Origin of the sequence: Halomonas sp. MCCC 1A11062, assembly GCF_021404355.1 — a bacterium.
GTDB classification, from domain to species: domain Bacteria; phylum Pseudomonadota; class Gammaproteobacteria; order Pseudomonadales; family Halomonadaceae; genus Halomonas; species Halomonas aerodenitrificans.
Map to the genome: position 1 here is coordinate 1 of NZ_JABFTW010000012.1, position 15,174 is coordinate 15,174.

Here is a 15,174-nt window from a genome sequence, read left to right on the forward strand (position 1 = left end):
GGTCAAAGCTTCTCAAAAGACCCGAAGGTCTCGACGAGTCGCTTGCCTTGAAATGGTGTGACTTCTCACCACCTCATCGACAAGCGCCCACATGAATTACCTGATCGATTGTTAAAGAGCGTCTCGCTTGCTGTCGGGGCCGTCGATCCTATGACCGAGAGGCCTCGCCAGCGCCCTGCGAGGAAGGCGTATTCTACTGAAGCGCCGGAGTTTGTCAACTCTCTTCGAGGCCGTCACCGAGGTGACCCTGACATCGAAGACCGGCCGAAGCCGGCGACCGCAAGCCCGCTGACGGACCTGCTTTCGAGTGGGGCGCATTCTACCGAATCCGCTGCGGGCGTCAAGTGCGAATTTTGCGAAGCGAATCGGAAAACTCAAACAACGACAACCACTTACCACTCTTCCCACCGCCTGCAACGTTGCTCGTCACCGGCAGCGGATGCGTACTTTACGGTTTTCCCCCGAGCCCCGCAAGGGGCGGCTGTAAAAAAAATTTCAGGATGATGGCAACGCGGTGACGAGACGCGGGCGGACGAGCTATCCACAGGCGCTTACCGGCGAGGGGCTGTGGATGGTTTTGCCCCAGGAGTGAAGACGACGACGCCCGCACGGGGCGGGCGTCGAAGATCACGCAGCCACTCAGCTCGAGGGCGGTGAGTGTTTCATCTTGCGCATGGCGGCAAGCGTCGGGCCGGATGCCACGTAGGCGCCGAACAGCAGCAGCAACATCACCGAAGGCTCGACCGAGATCACCACGAAGCCGAGCACGATGGCCAGCAGCACCACGAAAGGCACCGGTCCCTTGAGATCGATTTCCTTGAAACTGTAGTAGCGAATGTTGCTGACCATCAGGATACCGGCGGTTGCTACCACGAACAGCATCAGCAGCTTGAAGCCGAAGGCCTCGGCATCGAAGCTGTGGAAGGTCCAGACGCTGGCCGCCACGAAGGCTGCCGCCGAAGGGCTGGGGAGGCCGATGAACCACTTCTTGTCGACGCTACCGAGCTGGACGTTGAAGCGTGCCAGCCGCAGCGCCGCACAGGCGACGTAGAGAAAGGCCACCACCCAGCCGGTCTTGCCGATGTCCTGGAGTATCCAGGTAAACGCCACCAATGCCGGCGCCACGCCGAAGGAGAGCATGTCGGAAAGGCTGTCGTATTCGGCACCGAAGGCGCTCTGGGTATTGGTCAGGCGAGCCACCCGTCCGTCCAGCCCGTCCAGCACCATGGCGATGAAAATGGCCACGGCAGCAGCGGTGAAGTCGCCGTTGATACCCGCCACCACCGAGAAGAAGCCGGCAAACAGGGCTGATGTGGTGAAGAGGTTGGGCAACAGATAGATGCCTTTGCGCCGCACCTTCTTGCCATTCTCGATCGACTCTTCGATCACCTCCGTCTCACGCACGAAGGCGGCAGCCAGATCCTCTTCGGCCGGCTGCTCCCTCTTGCCCTCAGTGGGGCAAGACTCCGGGGCATCGCGGGAATTGTCGTGCTCGGTGTTGCGGGGCTCCTGACTCATTCGTCTCGTCCATTGCCAGAATGGGTTCACCCGAAGGTATTAATCACCATTCTACACCGAGATATCGCAGCGGACAGTGCACATGCGGACCACCAGAACGCCAAGGGCGCGGAAAATCCGCGCCCTTGGGTGCAACACATGCGCCAAACGGACAGTCAGTTCTTGGACTTGTCCACCAGCTGGTTGGCCGCGATCCACGGCATCATGCCACGCAGCTTGGCACCCACCTGCTCGATCTCATGCTCGGCATTGAGGCGACGACGGGCAGTCATCGAGGGATAGTTGGTGTTGCCTTCCTGGATGAACATCTTGGCGTACTCGCCGGTCTGGATGCGCTTGAGTGCATTGCGCATGGCCTGGCGGGACTGCTCGTTGATCACCTCGGGACCGGTCACGTACTCGCCATACTCCGCGTTGTTGGAGATGGAGTAGTTCATGTTGGCGATGCCGCCTTCGTACATCAGGTCGACGATCAGCTTGAGCTCGTGCAGACACTCGAAGTAGGCCATCTCCGGTGCGTAGCCCGCTTCGGTGAGGGTTTCGAAGCCTGCCTTGACCAGCTCGACCGCGCCGCCGCAGAGAACGGCCTGCTCACCGAACAGGTCGGTTTCGGTCTCGTCCTTGAAGGTAGTCTCGATGATGCCGCTACGGCCGCCGCCAATGGCCGCGGCATAGGAGAGCGCAAGCTCCTTGGCCTTGCCCGAAGCATCCTGATGGATGGCGATCAGGTCGGGAATACCGCCGCCCTTGACGAACTCGGAGCGAACGGTGTGACCCGGCGCCTTGGGGGCGACCATGATCACATCGAGATCCTTGCGCGGCTCGATCTGGTTGTAGTGAATGTTGAAGCCGTGGGCGAAGGCCAGGGTGGCGCCTTGCTTCAGGTTCGGCTCGATCTGGTTCTCATAGATCGCCTTCTGATTTTCGTCCGGCGCCAGCACCATCACCACGTCGGCCACCTTGCACGCCTCCTCGACGGACGCAACCTTGAGGCCAGCCCCTTCGGCCTTGGCCGCGGAGGAAGAGCCCGAGCGCAGCGTGACGGTGACGTCGACACCGGACTCCTTGAGGTTGTTGGCATGGGCGTGACCCTGTGAGCCGTAGCCCACGATGGTGACCTTCTTGCCCTGAATGAGGGAGAGGTCACAGTCCTTGTCGTAGTAGACGTGCATGCGTATTGCTCCTGAAGCGAAGATTGGCGAAGTGTCGTGTCAGCGTTGACGGCCACCCGCGCCGTCTGTCGCGGCGCTGGGAGTCGGCTCTTTCGATGTGGCTACCTTAACGCCATGCGCATGTTGCGTAAAATGCGATATTTGCAACACGACATGCCATGATGTGCAATAATCACTCGATGGACATGCGCCCCCTCAAGCAGTTTCTCGCCCTGGCCGATACGCTGCACTTCGGTCGTGCCAGCGAGCTTTGTCACGTCAGCCCTTCGACGCTCTCACGGACGATCCGCCAGCTCGAAGAGACGCTCGATGCGCCGCTGTTCGTGCGCGACAACCGCCATGTCGCCCTGACCCGCCAGGGCCAACTCTTTCAGCAATATGCTCGTGAGGCATTGCACCAATGGGAGTTGCTGCGCCACGCCCTGGGCAGCCAGGCCGGCGAGCTTGCCGGTGAAATCAGCATCTACTGCTCAGTCACCGCCAGCTACAGCTTCCTCTACGACCTGCTCAGCGACGTCCGTCAGCGCCATCCGCGTATCGAGCTCAAGCTGCATACCGGCGATCCGGCGGAATCGATGGGGCGGGTGCTGGCGGGAGAGGAGGACATGGCCATCACACCGCGACCCCGCAGCATGCCGGCCGGACTGGCCTTCAAGTCGCTGACCCGCTCACCGCTGGTGTTCATTGCCCCGATGGCCCAGGCCGAGTGGGTTCCCGCCACGCCCGACTCCCCTTCCATCGGGCAGTGGCGCAACGTGCCGATGATTCTCTCCGAGGCGGGACTGTCACGGGAGTATACGGACACCTGGTTTCGCGCTCTGGGCGTGCCACCCAGCATCTACGCCCAGGTGGCCGGTCACGAAGCGATCGTCAGCATGGTGGGGCTCGGCTTCGGCATCGGCGTGGTGCCGCGGATCGTGCTCGACAACAGCCCCTTGGCCCAGCGGGTGCGGGTACTGCCGGTGAAACCCGAGCTGCCCCATTACGATGTCGGGCTTTGCGTTCTCCACCGCCAGTTGAAGAGCCCTCTGATCCAGGCGTTGTGGGACGAAGTCGAGGAGCGCTGACAGAGCCAGCCAACAAAAAGCCGCCCCGTAGGGCGGCTAGACATACTGCAGAAGGTAGATTTACGTCACGAACGCAGTCGTAACTCAGAGCGAAAGCACCTTGTCGCCGCGGGCGATACCCGACACCCCGGTCCGCGCCACTTCGAGAATCCCCACCGGCCCCATGGCCTGCAGGAACGCATCGAGCTTGGGAGCGTCCCCGGTAATCTGCACCGTGTAGAGGCTCGGCGTGACGTCGACGATCTGTGCGCGGAAGATGTCCACCGTACGTTTGACCTCATCGCGGGCCGCCCCCAGCGCCTTGACCTTCACCAGCATCAGCTCGCGCTCGATGTGGTTGCCCTCGGTGAGATCGACCAGCTTGATCACGTCGATCAGCTTGTTGAGATGCTTGGTGATCTGCTCGATCACCCGGTCGTCACCGACGGTGGTCACGGTCAGCCGCGACAGCGACGGGTCCTCGGTGGGCGCTACGTTGAGCGTCTCGATGTTGAAGTTGCGCTGCGAGAACAGCCCTACCACGCGAGACAGTGCGCCCGGTTCGTTTTCCATGAGAATCGAGATGATATGGCGCATCAGGTCCGCTCCGTCTTGGAAAGCAGCATGTCACGCATGGAGCCGAGGGGCACCTGCATCGGATAAACGTGCTCGCGCGGGTCGACGATGACATCGACGAACACCAGCTCATGCTTGTCGGCGAAGGTGCGTTCCAGCGCCGGGCGCAGCTCGTCCATCGTCTCCACCCGCAGCGCCGTGAAGCCATAGGCCTCGATCAGCTTGGCGAAATCCGGCAGCGACTCCATATAGGAGTGGGCGTGGCGGGACTTGTAGTTGAGATCCTGCCACTGGCGCACCATGCCCAGCGAGGCATTGTTCAGATTGATGATCTTGACCCCACCACCGAACTGCTTACAGGTGGAGAGCTCCTGCATCATCATCTGGAAACTGCCTTCGCCGGTGACACAGATGACCTGCTCGTCCGGGAAGTTCTGCTTGATGCCCATGGCCGCCGGAAAGCCGAAGCCCATGGTGCCGAGCCCGCCCGAGGTGATGAAGCGGTTGGGCTTGTCGAACTTGTAGTACTGGGCGGCGAACATCTGATGCTGGCCCACGTCGGTGGTCACATAGGCCTCACCGCGGGTGATTTCGCACAGCGCCTCGATCACCTCCTGAGGCTTGAGCTGCTCGCCGGGCTTCGAGGGCTCGTAGAGCTTGCCGCGACGCTCCTCGCGCCAGCCATCGATCTTCTGCCACCACTCGGTCAGCGCCTCGGGATGGCCGATCTCCTTGCCCTGCACCAGGCTGATCATCTCGTCGATGACGCTGGCCGCCGGCCCGACGATGGGCACGTCGGCACGCACCGTCTTGGAGACGGAGCTGGGGTCGATGTCGACATGGATGATCTTGGCCGTGGGACAGAACTTGGAGGTGTTGTTGGTCACGCGGTCGTCGAAACGCGCGCCGATGGCGATGATCAGGTCGGCATGGTGCATGGCCATGTTCGACTCGTAGGAGCCGTGCATGCCCAGCCAGCCCAGACACTGCCTGTCGCTCTGCGGATAGGCCCCGATACCCATCAGTGTGGTGGTGATGGGGTAGCCGAGCCGCTTGACCAGATCGGTGAGCCCTTCGCAGGCACGCCCGGTGATGACCCCGCCGCCGGTATAGAAGACCGGCCGCTTGGCCTTGAGCATCATCTCCACGGCTTTCTTGATCTGGCCAGTATGGCCCCGCGCCACCGGGTTGTAGGAGCGCAGCTTGACCTTCTTCGGATAGAAGTACTCGTAGCGCTCGGTGGGAGCGGTCATGTCCTTGGGAATGTCCACCACCACCGGGCCGGGTCGACCCGTCGCGGCCAGATAGAAGGCCTTCTTCAGCACTTCGGGAATCTCGGTCGGATGCTTGATCGAGAAGCTATGCTTCACGATCGGCCGCGTCACGCCGATGATGTCGGTTTCCTGGAAGGCGTCGTCGCCGATCAGGTGGCTCATCACCTGCCCGCACAGCACCACCATGGGTATCGAATCCATGTAGGCGGTAGCGATGCCGGTGACGGCGTTGGTGGCACCGGGGCCGGAGGTGACCAGTACCACGCCTGGCTTGCCGGAGGCCCGGGCATAGCCATCGGCGGCATGGGTGGCCGCCTGTTCATGGCGCACCAGGATGTGCTTGACCTTGTCCTGACGGAACAGTGCATCGTAGATATGCAGTGCCGCGCCGCCGGGATAGCCATAGATGTATTCGACGCCTTCATCCTGCAGGAATCGGGCGATCATATCCGCGCCGGAAAGCAATTCCACTTGTGTATCTCCCCTGGAGGTCTCGAGTGCGATCCGCGCCCTTGATGGGCACGGGTTCGAGTGCGGCGGTATGCCGCTGTCGGCCGAGCCGACACCTGATGCCAAACCCTGGCATTTAGCCCTGTTGGGGCCTGCACTCTCATCGGGAACGCACTGGGCCGATCGCGCTAGCGGTAGCCGGGCGTTCCCATCACGGCGGATCGCCGCGTCGGGGCATTGGCCAGAAGCGGCGGTTGGCCGCATCCGGTAGTCCTTCGGCGGGTAGAGGCCAATGTGGCCTACCCTTCGCGCGGGGATGGGGGGTTGCCCGCTGGAATCCGCGCCCGCAAATCAGGAACGCTCAAGATTCCAACAGCCTTGCGGAAGTGTCAACCGTGAGCCGCCACACGGAGGCTGAGGAGATAAAAAAACCCGCCGGCTAGTGCGGGCGGGCAAGGGGGGTTACAGGACGCAACCTACTAGTAGTGTAGCCGTTTGCTGGATCGAGCAGCGGCCAATACGTAACGTTATGTATCAGCGGTGGAACACCAGTTTTTCCTCTTCCACCTCGACGTGAATGGTGTCGCCGGGAGCGAAGCGGCCGGCCAGCAGATCCTGCGCCAGCGGGTTCTCGATACGGCTCTGGATCGCCCGCTTGAGCGGCCGCGCACCGAATACCGGATCGAAGCCCGCCAGGGCAAGCTGGGCCATGGCCTCGTCGCTGACCTCGAGCTGCATGCCATGCTCGGCCAGACGTGCCCGCAGCCGGTCGAGCTGAATGCCGGCAATCGCCTCGATCTGCGCCTGACGCAGGGCGTGGAACACCACGACCTCGTCGATGCGGTTGATCAGCTCGGGACGGAAGTGCATGCCCACCACGTCCATCACCGCCTGCTTCATCTCCTCGTACTTGGTGTCGTCTCCGCCAAGACGCTGGATGATGTCCGACCCCATGTTGGAGGTCATCACGATCACGGTATTGCGGAAATCCACCGTGCGCCCCTGGCCGTCGGTGAGGCGCCCGTCCTCCAGCACCTGCAGCAGGATGTTGAAGACGTCGGGATGGGCCTTCTCCACCTCGTCGAGCAGCAACACCGAGTAGGGCTTGCGCCGCACCGCCTCGGTCAGATAACCGCCCTCCTCGTAGCCGACATAGCCGGGCGGCGCACCGATCAGCCGCGCCACGGAGTGCTTCTCCATGAACTCCGACATGTCGATACGCACCATGGCCTCTTCGGTGTCGAACAGGAAGTTGGCCAGCGCCTTGCACAGCTCGGTCTTGCCCACCCCGGTGGGACCGAGGAACAGGAACGAACCGTTGGGCCGGTTGGGATCGGCGAGCCCGGCGCGGGAGCGACGCACGGCGTTGGCTACTGCAGTGACCGCCTCCTCCTGGCCGATCACGCGCCGGTGCAGCGCCTCCTCCATGCGCAGCAGCTTGTCGCGCTCGCCCTCGAGCATCTTGGCCACCGGGATACCGGTCCAACGCGATACGACCTCGGCGATCTCCTCCTCGGTGACGCTGGAGCGCAGCAGCTTGTGCTTCGAGGTATCGGCCTCGGCTTCGCTGGACTCGGTGATCTTCTTCTCCAGCTCGGGAATTACCCCGTAGCGCAGCTCCGACATGCGGGTCAGGTCACCCTTGCGCTGCGCCTGCTCCAGCTCGATCTTGGCTTTCTCGAGTTCCTCCTTGAACTGCCCCGCCCCCTGGATGCTGGCCTTCTCGGCTTTCCAGATCTCATCGAGGTCGGCGTACTCGCGCTCGAGTTCATCGATCTGCTCCTGCAGGCTTTCGAGGCGCTTCCTCGAGGCCTCGTCGGTCTCCTTCTTGAGATGCTCGCGCTCCATCTTGAGCTGAATCAGACGGCGGTCGAGGCGATCCATCTCCTCGGGCTTGGAGTCCAGTTCCATGCGAATACGCGACGACGCCTCGTCGATGAGGTCGATGGCCTTGTCGGGCAACTGGCGGTCGGTGATGTAGCGGGTCGAGAGCTTGGCCGCGGCGATGATGGCACCGTCGGTGATGTCGACCTTATGGTGTACCTCGTAGCGCTCCTTGAGCCCGCGCAGGATCGCCACGGTATCCTCTTCGCTGGGCTCGTCGACCAACACCTTCTGGAAGCGCCGCTCCAGGGCGGCATCCTTCTCGATGTACTTGCGGTACTCGTCGAGGGTGGTGGCGCCCACGCAGTGCAGCTCGCCGCGGGCCAGCGCCGGCTTGAGCATGTTGCCAGCGTCCATCGCGCCCTCGGCCTTGCCGGCACCGACCATGGTATGCAGCTCGTCGATGAACAGAATCACCCGGCCCTCTTCCTGGGCCAGCTCCTTGAGTACCGACTTCAGGCGCTCCTCGAACTCGCCGCGGAACTTGGCCCCGGCCAGCAGCGAGCCCATGTCCAGCGACAGCACGCGCTTGTCCTTGAGCCCTTCGGGCACCTCGCCGTTGACGATGCGCTGGGCCAGCCCCTCGACGATGGCGGTCTTGCCCACGCCGGGTTCGCCGATCAGCACCGGGTTGTTCTTGGTGCGCCGCTGCAGCACCTGGATGGTGCGGCGGATCTCGTCATCGCGACCGATCACCGGGTCGAGCTTGCCATCGGCGGCACGCGCGGTGAGGTCCAGGGTGTACTTCTCCAGCGCCTCGCGGCTCTCCTCGGCGTTGGGATCGTCGACCCGCTCGCCGCCACGCACGCTGTCGACGGCCTGTTCCAGCGCCTTGCGGGTCACGCCGGCCTGGGTCAACAGCTTGGTCACCGCATGGTTCAGCTCCAGCGCAGCGAGCAGCGCCAGCTCGCTGGCGATGTATTGATCGCCGCGCTTCTGCGCCTCGCGGTCGGTGAGGTTGAACAGCTTGATCAGGTCCCGCGAGGGCTGTACCTCGCCGGTGAACTGGGAAACCTTGGGCAGGTCGTCGAGATGCCCGACCAGGGCGTCACGCAGCCGTGCGGCGTCGCCGCCGGCCTTCTGGATCAGTGCCTTGATGCCGGTGTCACGGGCATCGAGCAGCGCCAGCAGCAGGTGGCCGGGCTCGAGCTGGTTGTGACCACGGCCCACGGCCAGCGACTGGGCGTCGGCCACGGCGTTCTGCAGCTTGGCGGTGAACTTGTCGAAACGCATTCGCTTTCCTCCATCGGGGTGGCGGCGCGTTCGGACGCGCCGCTTGGCCCTGTCGTATCGTTGACAGATTCAATGGAGTCAGCGTGGCCGGCTTTCAAGTCGCCGGCCAGGGAAAGGAAGCGAAGGTTGACGTAGATCAGAGCGGCCCCGGAAGCCGCTTACCGATATGCAGGAATCTTCATCTCAACCAGATCACGCTGGCCATGCGTCCGGTCTTGCCGTTGTCGCGGCGGTAGGAGTAGAAGCGGGATTCGCAGGCGGTGCAGAAGTGACCGCCGCTGATATGGGCGACTCCCAGCCGCTCCAGGCGCAGACGGGCGAGCTTGTAGAGATCGGCCATGTAGTGACCCAGGCGATAGGGGCTGGGGTCGAACGCCGCCGCCGCTTCGGGATGGATGCCGACGAACGCCCGCTGCACCTCGGGACCGACTTCGAACTGGGCATTGGAGATCGCCGGCCCCAGCCAGACCATGATCTCTTCCGAGGGCACGCCGAGCGCAGCCACCGCCGCCTCGAGCACGCCGCCGGCCAGGCCGCGCCAGCCGGCGTGGGCCACCCCCACCCGGGTTCCCGTGCGGTCGCAGAAGAACACCGGCAGACAATCGGCGGTGAGCACCACGCAGGCGTGGCCGCGGTCGAAGGCCACCGAGGCATCCGCCTCGGGTACGCTGTCGGTATAGCTCGACTGCACCCGGGCACCATGCACCTGCCGAAGCCACAGCAGCGGCCGCTCGTCGTCGATCTCATCGGCCAGCAAACGGCGGCACAGCGCCACGTGAGCCGGATTGTCGCCCACCTGATCGGCCGGATTGAAACAGGCGAACTCCCCCTGGCTGGGGCCGCTCTCGCGGGTAGTGACGAACGCGCCGACATTGGCCGGCGCCGGCCAGTCGGGTTCGATCAGGGTCGGTTGCAGGTGGGGGGCATCGCTCATCCAGGCTCCTCAGCGCATGACCTCGTGGTCGTTACGCAGATAATCGATCAACAGCAGCAGATCGTCGGGCAGCGGCGCCCGAAACTCCACCGTCTCGCCGCTGGCAGGGTGCAAAAAGGCCAGCTTGCGGGCATGCAGTGCCTGCCGGGGAAACTCCCGCAGCAGCGTCTTGAGCCCCTCGCTGGCTGCGGCCGGCAGCTTGAGGCGTCCACCGTATACCGGATCGCCCACCAGCGGGAAGCGCCGATGGGCCAGGTGCACACGAATCTGGTGAGTGCGCCCGGTCTCGAGCCGGCAGCGCACGTGGGTGTGGGTGCGGAAACGCTCGACCACCCGATAGTGGGTCACCGCCGGCTTGCCGCTGGGGTGGACCGCCTGGCGCTTGCGATCCTTGGGGTGGCGGCCAATGGGAGCATCCACGGTGCCGCCGGAGGTCATCACGCCGACGCAGACCGCATCGTACTCGCGTGACATGGTGCGGGCCTGCAGTTGCTCCACCAGGGCGGTCTGGGCCGCCAGGGTCTTGGCCACCACCATCAAGCCGGTGGTGTCCTTGTCCAGCCGGTGCACGATACCGGCACGCGGCACGGCAGCAAGACCGGGGCAGTGATGCAGCAGGGCATTGAGCAGGGTGCCATCGGGATTTCCGGCGGCTGGGTGAACTACCAGGCCGGCCGGCTTGTCGATGATCAGCACCTCATCGTCCTCGTGGACGATGTCGAGAGGGATGTCCTCGGCCTCGAAGCGAGTCTCCTCCTCGAGCGTGGCCACCAGCTCGAGCCACTCGCCGCCGGCCATCTTGTCCTTGGGCTTGCCCGGTCGGCCATCCACGGTGAGTGCGCCCGCCTTGATCCAGCCCTTGAGCCGCTCGCGGGAATGGTCGGCAAAGAGTTCGGCGGCGGCCTGGTCGAGACGGCTGCCGGCCAGGGAGATGGGCACACGCTGCTGGGCTTCCACGGTCTGGGGCATGATGGACTGTCGTTGGAGAGCATCCTCGGACTGCGTTTTGGCGCGAGGTGCTTTATAGTGGACGGGTTATGGCCAATTCTACCATGGCCGACACGAGTTGTTAGATACGAGGATCACGATGCGCGTTTCCCCCATCGCCACACGCCTTGTCGCCCTGCTTCTGGCCGCCGCCCTGATCACGGGCTGTGCCGGCAGGTCCGGCACGGAAGAACAAGACGAATTCGAAGGCGTCGCCGAACAGCAGCTCTACGACGAGGCGCGCGACGCGCTCGAAGGCGGCCGCTACACCACCGCCATTACGCGCCTCGAGGCCATCGATACGCGCTATCCCTTCGGGCGTCATGCCGAACAGGCCCAGCTCGAGCTGATCTACGCCTACTACCAGACCCAGGACTGGGAAGCCGCCCGCGCCGCAGCCAGCCGCTTCATCCGTCTGCATCCCACTCATCCGCAGGCCGACTATGCGCTCTACATGCGCGGGCTGTCCTCTTGGCAGGCGGGCCGTTTTAGCCTCGAGCGCCTGCGCCTGATCGACATCTCCAAGCGTGACCTGGGCGCTTCTCGCGACGCCTACTCCGACTTCCGCGAGCTGGTATCGCGCTACCCGGCCAGCGAATACGCTCCCGACGCCGAGCAGCGCATCGTCTACCTGCGCAACGTGCTGGCCCGTCACGAGCTGCACGTGGCGGACTTCTACCTGCGCAAGGGCGCCTATCTGGCCGCCGTGGAGCGCGGCCGCTGGGTCGTCGAGAACTATCCGGAAGCCGAGGCCACCCGCGATGCGCTGGCCGTGATGGTCGAGGGCTACCTGGGGCTCGACATGCGCGACCGCGCCCGCGAAGTGCTGCAGGTGCTGATTCAGAACGATCCCGGCAACGAGCGCCTGCGGGGCCGTACCTTCCAGCCGCAGCACGTGCGCGCCCAGTCGCTCTCCGCCTGAGTCCGTCAGCCCCGGCTGAAAACCAAGAACCCGCGAGCAAGCTCGCGGGTTCTTGCGTTGGGCGCTCCGGCTCGGTCAGTCGCCGGGCTGCCAGCCGTTGACGATGGGATAGCGACGGTCGCGTCCGAAGCCGCGCGGGGTTACCCGCACGCCCACCGGCGCCTGCCTCCGCTTGTACTCGTTGCGATCGACCAGCTTGACCACCTGATAGACGTCGTCGCGCTCGAAGCCGGCCTCAATGATCGCCTCGGCGCTCATGTCGCCCTCGATGTAGCGCATGAGTATGGCATCCAGCGTATCGTAGTCGGGCAGCGAGTCGGTGTCCTGCTGCCCCGGCGCCAGCTCGGCCGAAGGCGGCCGGGTGATCACCCGTTCGGGAATCGCCGGGGCCTGCTCGTTGCGCCAGCGGGCCAAACGATAGACCCAGGTCTTGTAGACGTCCTTGAGCGCATTGTAGCCGCCCACCATGTCGCCGTAGAGCGTGGCGTAGCCCACCGCCATCTCGCTCTTGTTGCCGGTGGTCAGCACCATCAGGCCCTTCTTGTTGGAGATCGCCATCAGCAGCACGCCGCGACAGCGCGACTGCAGGTTCTCCTCGGTGGTATCGCGCTCGGTGCCGGCGAAGGTGCCGGCCAGTGTGGCCATGAAGGCGTCGACCATCGGCTCGATGGGTAGCACCTCATAGTGCACGCCGAGCAGCCGGGCCTGCTCGGCGGCGTCCTCCTGAGACATGTCAGCGGTGTAGCGGTAGGGCATCATCACCGCATGCACCCGCTGCGGCCCCAACGCATCCACGGCGATAGCCAGGGTGAGGGCCGAGTCGATGCCGCCGGAAAGCCCCAGCACCACGCCTTCGAAGCCGCTCTTGTTGACGTAGTCACGCACGCCGCTGACCAGCGCACAGTAGAGACTCTCCTCGGGCTCCTCGAGGGACTCGATCTCGCCCTCCACCGGCACCCAGGCGCCGCTCTCCTGCACGAACTGCACCGGCATCAGCCCCGCCTGCCAGTAGGGCGCGACCACCCTGATCTGGCCACCGGCATCGACGCAGGCCGAGCCGCCGTCGAATACCAGTTCGTCTTGGCCGCCGATGGTGTTGACGTAGACCAGCGGCAGCGACACCTCGGCGGCACGCTGCTCGAGCAGGCGCAGGCGTTCGGCCGGCTTGTCCTGGTGATAGGGTGAGGCATTCAGCGTGACGACGATGTCGGCGCCGGCATCGCGTACGGCACGCACCGGCGCGCCGTCCCACAGATCCTCGCAGATCAGCACGCCGAGCTTGGCTCCCTTGTGTTCCAGGACCAGACTCTGCTCTCCGGTGGCGAAATAGCGCCGCTCATCGAAGACCTGATAGTTGGGCAGCACCTGCTTGGCGTATTCGCCGATCCACTCACCGTTGTAGAGCAGCCCGGCCAGGTTGTAGCCGAGCCCTTCGCGGCGGCCGGGATAGCCGATGATCACCAGCACGTCGCGGGACATCTTGGCCGCCATGCGCGAACGCGCCTCGCGCAGGCGGGTCTCCATGGAAGGACGCAGCAGCAGATCCTCGGGCGGATAGCCGCTCAGGAACAGCTCGGGAAACACCACGATGTCGGCACCGTGCTCGATGCGTGCCTCGCGCACGGCCTCGATGGCACGTTCGGCGTTGCCGGGAATGTCACCCACCAGCGGGTCCAGCTGCGCCATCACCAGCGTCAAGTCTTGCATGGGCGTAGGAATCTCTTGAGAATCGATGTCATGCCATTGTCCCGCAAGGGCGTCCGGCTGGCAAAGCCGCCAACCCAGAAGGGAGCCAGAAAAGGATGAACCTATTGCTCATTCGCTTGATCATCTTCGCCGTGCTGTTCTTCGCCGGCCTCAAACTCTATCGCATGTACCGCGAGTGGAAGCTCGACCGCGAAGGGCAATTGGAGGATGAATCGCACCAGGAAGGCAACCAGATGGTGCGCTGCAGCTGGTGCCAAGTGCACGTGCCGGAGAGCGAGGCGCTGCGCGACCAGGGCGAATGGTTCTGCAGCAGTGCCCATCGCGACCGTTATCTGCAGGAGCAGCGCCCCGAGGAGTAAGCTGTCAGGCCGTAGCGGCAATCGCCTACATACTCCATCGGCGATGACTGATAGACGCTCTGCCCAGCTCGACTAGAGTGGATGCCTCATGCGAGGACGCCACTCAGGAGAGCGCCATGGATTCGGCTCACGCTACGGCTTTCACTACCCCACGCCAACGTGGCCTGACCCTGATCGAACTGCTGGTGGTCATCGTCGTGGCCGGTATCCTGATGGGATGGGCGGTGCCCGGCCTACAAGCGATGCACGCCCGCCAGGAAGTGGTCGCTGAAGCGCACCGCCTGCGCACGGCTCTCGTGCTGGGACGCAACAGCGCCATTACCCGACGCAGCACGGTCATCGTCTGCCCCAGCCCGGACCGGCAAAGCTGCCACATGGACGACTGGAGCGCTCCGCTGGCCATCGTGCTCGGCCCGCTGTCGGGCAGCGACTTCGCCCCGGACGCCCTGCTCAGGGTGCTCGAGGATGGCCGCGGCGTCAGCGTCAGCTATCGCCAGGATGGCAAGCCGGTACGCTTCACCCAACTGGGTCGATCGTCGGGACACAACGGCACCTTCCGCATCTGCGGTCGGCATGGGCAGGGTGCCGAGCTGGTACTGAGCAATTTCGGCAGAGTGCGCGCAGGCAACGCCATCAGCTGCTGAGCCCGCCAAACCTGACGAGCAGAAAAATGCGACAAGCCATCGTAGGTTACCACCGGGATGACGAAGGGCACTGGGTCGCGGAACTGGCATGCGGTCACAACCAGCACGTGCGCCACCAGCCGCCCTGGATAGAACGCCCCTGGGTCATGACCGAGGCCGGGCGGCGTACGCGCCTCGGCCTCGAACTCGAATGTCTGAAATGCGAGCGGGGCGAACCACGGGACAATCCATGACCCGGCCCCGCACCGTGGCACCGCTCCTCATTGAGCCCGCTACCCCTTGGGTCCCATCAGCAGCCAGATGATCAGCCCCACCAGCGGGAATAGCAGCAATACGATGATCCACAGCAGCTTGGCAATGGGGCCGGCCGGACTCTTGGCCACCTTGACGATGGCCCAGACCAGGATGATCAGCCAGATCAGACCCAAAAGGCCGCCTACTTCGATTCCCATCAGACATCTCCTTGTC

General features: G+C 64.2%; 14 protein-coding genes. 5 read left to right on the forward strand and 9 right to left on the reverse strand.

The features are described from left to right. Positions 1–639: 639 nt before the first annotated feature. Complete coding sequence (gene pssA / locus HOP58_RS13865; RefSeq protein WP_010627685.1) at positions 640–1,518, reverse strand: CDP-diacylglycerol--serine O-phosphatidyltransferase; 879 nt, start codon at positions 1,516–1,518, stop codon at positions 640–642. 155 nt (positions 1,519–1,673) lie between these two features. After that, positions 1,674–2,690: a ketol-acid reductoisomerase gene (ilvC, locus tag HOP58_RS13870; RefSeq protein ID WP_234260625.1), complete on the reverse strand. Its 1,017-nt coding sequence runs from the start codon at positions 2,688–2,690 to the stop codon at positions 1,674–1,676. A gap of 179 nt (positions 2,691–2,869) precedes the next feature. Between ilvC and ilvY the strand changes: the two genes are divergently transcribed. Further along, a complete protein-coding gene (gene ilvY, locus HOP58_RS13875; protein WP_234260695.1) occupies positions 2,870–3,757 on the forward strand; it encodes an HTH-type transcriptional activator IlvY in 888 nt (295 codons plus the stop codon). Positions 3,758–3,841: 84 nt separating this feature from the next. On the opposite strand, the gene ilvN is transcribed toward ilvY, so the two are convergent. The 5 genes from ilvN to rluD all read right to left on the reverse strand — a co-directional run bounded on the left by ilvN (position 3,842) and on the right by rluD (position 11,056). Next, complete coding sequence (ilvN, locus tag HOP58_RS13880; RefSeq protein ID WP_010627682.1) at positions 3,842–4,333, reverse strand: acetolactate synthase small subunit; 492 nt, start codon at positions 4,331–4,333, stop codon at positions 3,842–3,844. Beyond that, entirely contained in the window at positions 4,333–6,057 is a 1,725-nt protein-coding gene (locus tag HOP58_RS13885) for an acetolactate synthase 3 large subunit (protein ID WP_234260626.1), read from the reverse strand. The genes ilvN and HOP58_RS13885 overlap by 1 nt, the downstream gene beginning before the upstream one ends. A 513-nt stretch (positions 6,058–6,570) precedes the next feature. Beyond that, positions 6,571–9,153 (reverse strand): ATP-dependent chaperone ClpB, encoded by a 2,583-nt coding sequence (gene clpB, locus HOP58_RS13890; protein WP_234260627.1) that lies wholly within the window; start codon positions 9,151–9,153, stop codon positions 6,571–6,573. A gap of 178 nt (positions 9,154–9,331) precedes the next feature. Continuing rightward, on the reverse strand, positions 9,332–10,087 hold the full coding sequence (gene pgeF, locus HOP58_RS13895) for a peptidoglycan editing factor PgeF (RefSeq protein ID WP_234254960.1): 756 nt from the start codon (positions 10,085–10,087) through the stop codon (positions 9,332–9,334). 9 nt (positions 10,088–10,096) lie between these two features. Continuing rightward, positions 10,097–11,056 (reverse strand): 23S rRNA pseudouridine(1911/1915/1917) synthase RluD, encoded by a 960-nt coding sequence (rluD, locus tag HOP58_RS13900; protein WP_234260628.1) that lies wholly within the window; start codon positions 11,054–11,056, stop codon positions 10,097–10,099. A 118-nt stretch (positions 11,057–11,174) separates the two neighbouring features. On the opposite strand from rluD, the gene HOP58_RS13905 reads away from it, so the two are divergent. Continuing rightward, the gene (locus HOP58_RS13905; protein WP_234260629.1) at positions 11,175–11,996 is read left to right on the forward strand and encodes an outer membrane protein assembly factor BamD; all 822 of its coding nucleotides are present in this window, start codon (positions 11,175–11,177) and stop codon (positions 11,994–11,996) included. A 75-nt stretch (positions 11,997–12,071) separates the two neighbouring features. On the opposite strand, the gene HOP58_RS13910 is transcribed toward HOP58_RS13905, so the two are convergent. Continuing rightward, complete coding sequence (locus HOP58_RS13910) at positions 12,072–13,703, reverse strand: NAD+ synthase (RefSeq protein WP_234260630.1); 1,632 nt, start codon at positions 13,701–13,703, stop codon at positions 12,072–12,074. A gap of 95 nt (positions 13,704–13,798) precedes the next feature. Here HOP58_RS13910 and HOP58_RS13915 point away from each other — a divergent pair, with 95 nt between their 5' ends. The 3 genes from HOP58_RS13915 to HOP58_RS13925 all read left to right on the forward strand — a co-directional run bounded on the left by HOP58_RS13915 (position 13,799) and on the right by HOP58_RS13925 (position 14,939). After that, positions 13,799–14,062, forward strand: a complete 264-nt coding sequence (locus HOP58_RS13915; RefSeq protein ID WP_010627674.1) for a PP0621 family protein — start codon at positions 13,799–13,801, stop codon at positions 14,060–14,062. A gap of 116 nt (positions 14,063–14,178) precedes the next feature. Continuing rightward, positions 14,179–14,706, forward strand: coding sequence for a GspH/FimT family pseudopilin (locus HOP58_RS13920; protein WP_010627673.1), 528 nt, complete (start codon positions 14,179–14,181; stop codon positions 14,704–14,706). A 26-nt stretch (positions 14,707–14,732) separates the two neighbouring features. Then, a complete protein-coding gene (locus HOP58_RS13925) occupies positions 14,733–14,939 on the forward strand; it encodes a DUF3565 domain-containing protein (protein ID WP_010627672.1) in 207 nt (68 codons plus the stop codon). A gap of 39 nt (positions 14,940–14,978) precedes the next feature. On the opposite strand, the gene HOP58_RS13930 is transcribed toward HOP58_RS13925, so the two are convergent. Continuing rightward, positions 14,979–15,158 (reverse strand): PLDc N-terminal domain-containing protein, encoded by a 180-nt coding sequence (locus HOP58_RS13930; protein WP_010627671.1) that lies wholly within the window; start codon positions 15,156–15,158, stop codon positions 14,979–14,981. Between the last annotated feature and the right edge of the window lie 16 nt (positions 15,159–15,174).

Bases quoted from the DNA above. Each gene is read 5' to 3' on its own strand.
- pssA (WP_010627685.1), bottom strand. From the start codon at position 1,518: ATGAGTCAGGAGCCCCGCAACACCGAGCACGACAATTCCCGCGATGCC.
- ilvC (WP_234260625.1), bottom strand. From the start codon at position 2,690: ATGCACGTCTACTACGACAAGGACTGTGACCTCTCCCTCATTCAGGGC.
- ilvY (WP_234260695.1), top strand. From the start codon at position 2,870: ATGGACATGCGCCCCCTCAAGCAGTTTCTCGCCCTGGCCGATACGCTG.
- ilvN (WP_010627682.1), bottom strand. From the start codon at position 4,333: ATGCGCCATATCATCTCGATTCTCATGGAAAACGAACCGGGCGCACTG.
- clpB (WP_234260627.1), bottom strand. From the start codon at position 9,153: ATGCGTTTCGACAAGTTCACCGCCAAGCTGCAGAACGCCGTGGCCGAC.
- pgeF (WP_234254960.1), bottom strand. From the start codon at position 10,087: ATGAGCGATGCCCCCCACCTGCAACCGACCCTGATCGAACCCGACTGG.
- rluD (WP_234260628.1), bottom strand. From the start codon at position 11,056: ATGCCCCAGACCGTGGAAGCCCAGCAGCGTGTGCCCATCTCCCTGGCC.
- HOP58_RS13905 (WP_234260629.1), top strand. From the start codon at position 11,175: ATGCGCGTTTCCCCCATCGCCACACGCCTTGTCGCCCTGCTTCTGGCC.
- HOP58_RS13910 (WP_234260630.1), bottom strand. From the start codon at position 13,703: ATGCAAGACTTGACGCTGGTGATGGCGCAGCTGGACCCGCTGGTGGGT.
- HOP58_RS13915 (WP_010627674.1), top strand. From the start codon at position 13,799: ATGAACCTATTGCTCATTCGCTTGATCATCTTCGCCGTGCTGTTCTTC.
- HOP58_RS13920 (WP_010627673.1), top strand. From the start codon at position 14,179: ATGGATTCGGCTCACGCTACGGCTTTCACTACCCCACGCCAACGTGGC.
- HOP58_RS13925 (WP_010627672.1), top strand. From the start codon at position 14,733: ATGCGACAAGCCATCGTAGGTTACCACCGGGATGACGAAGGGCACTGG.
- HOP58_RS13930 (WP_010627671.1), bottom strand. From the start codon at position 15,158: ATGGGAATCGAAGTAGGCGGCCTTTTGGGTCTGATCTGGCTGATCATC.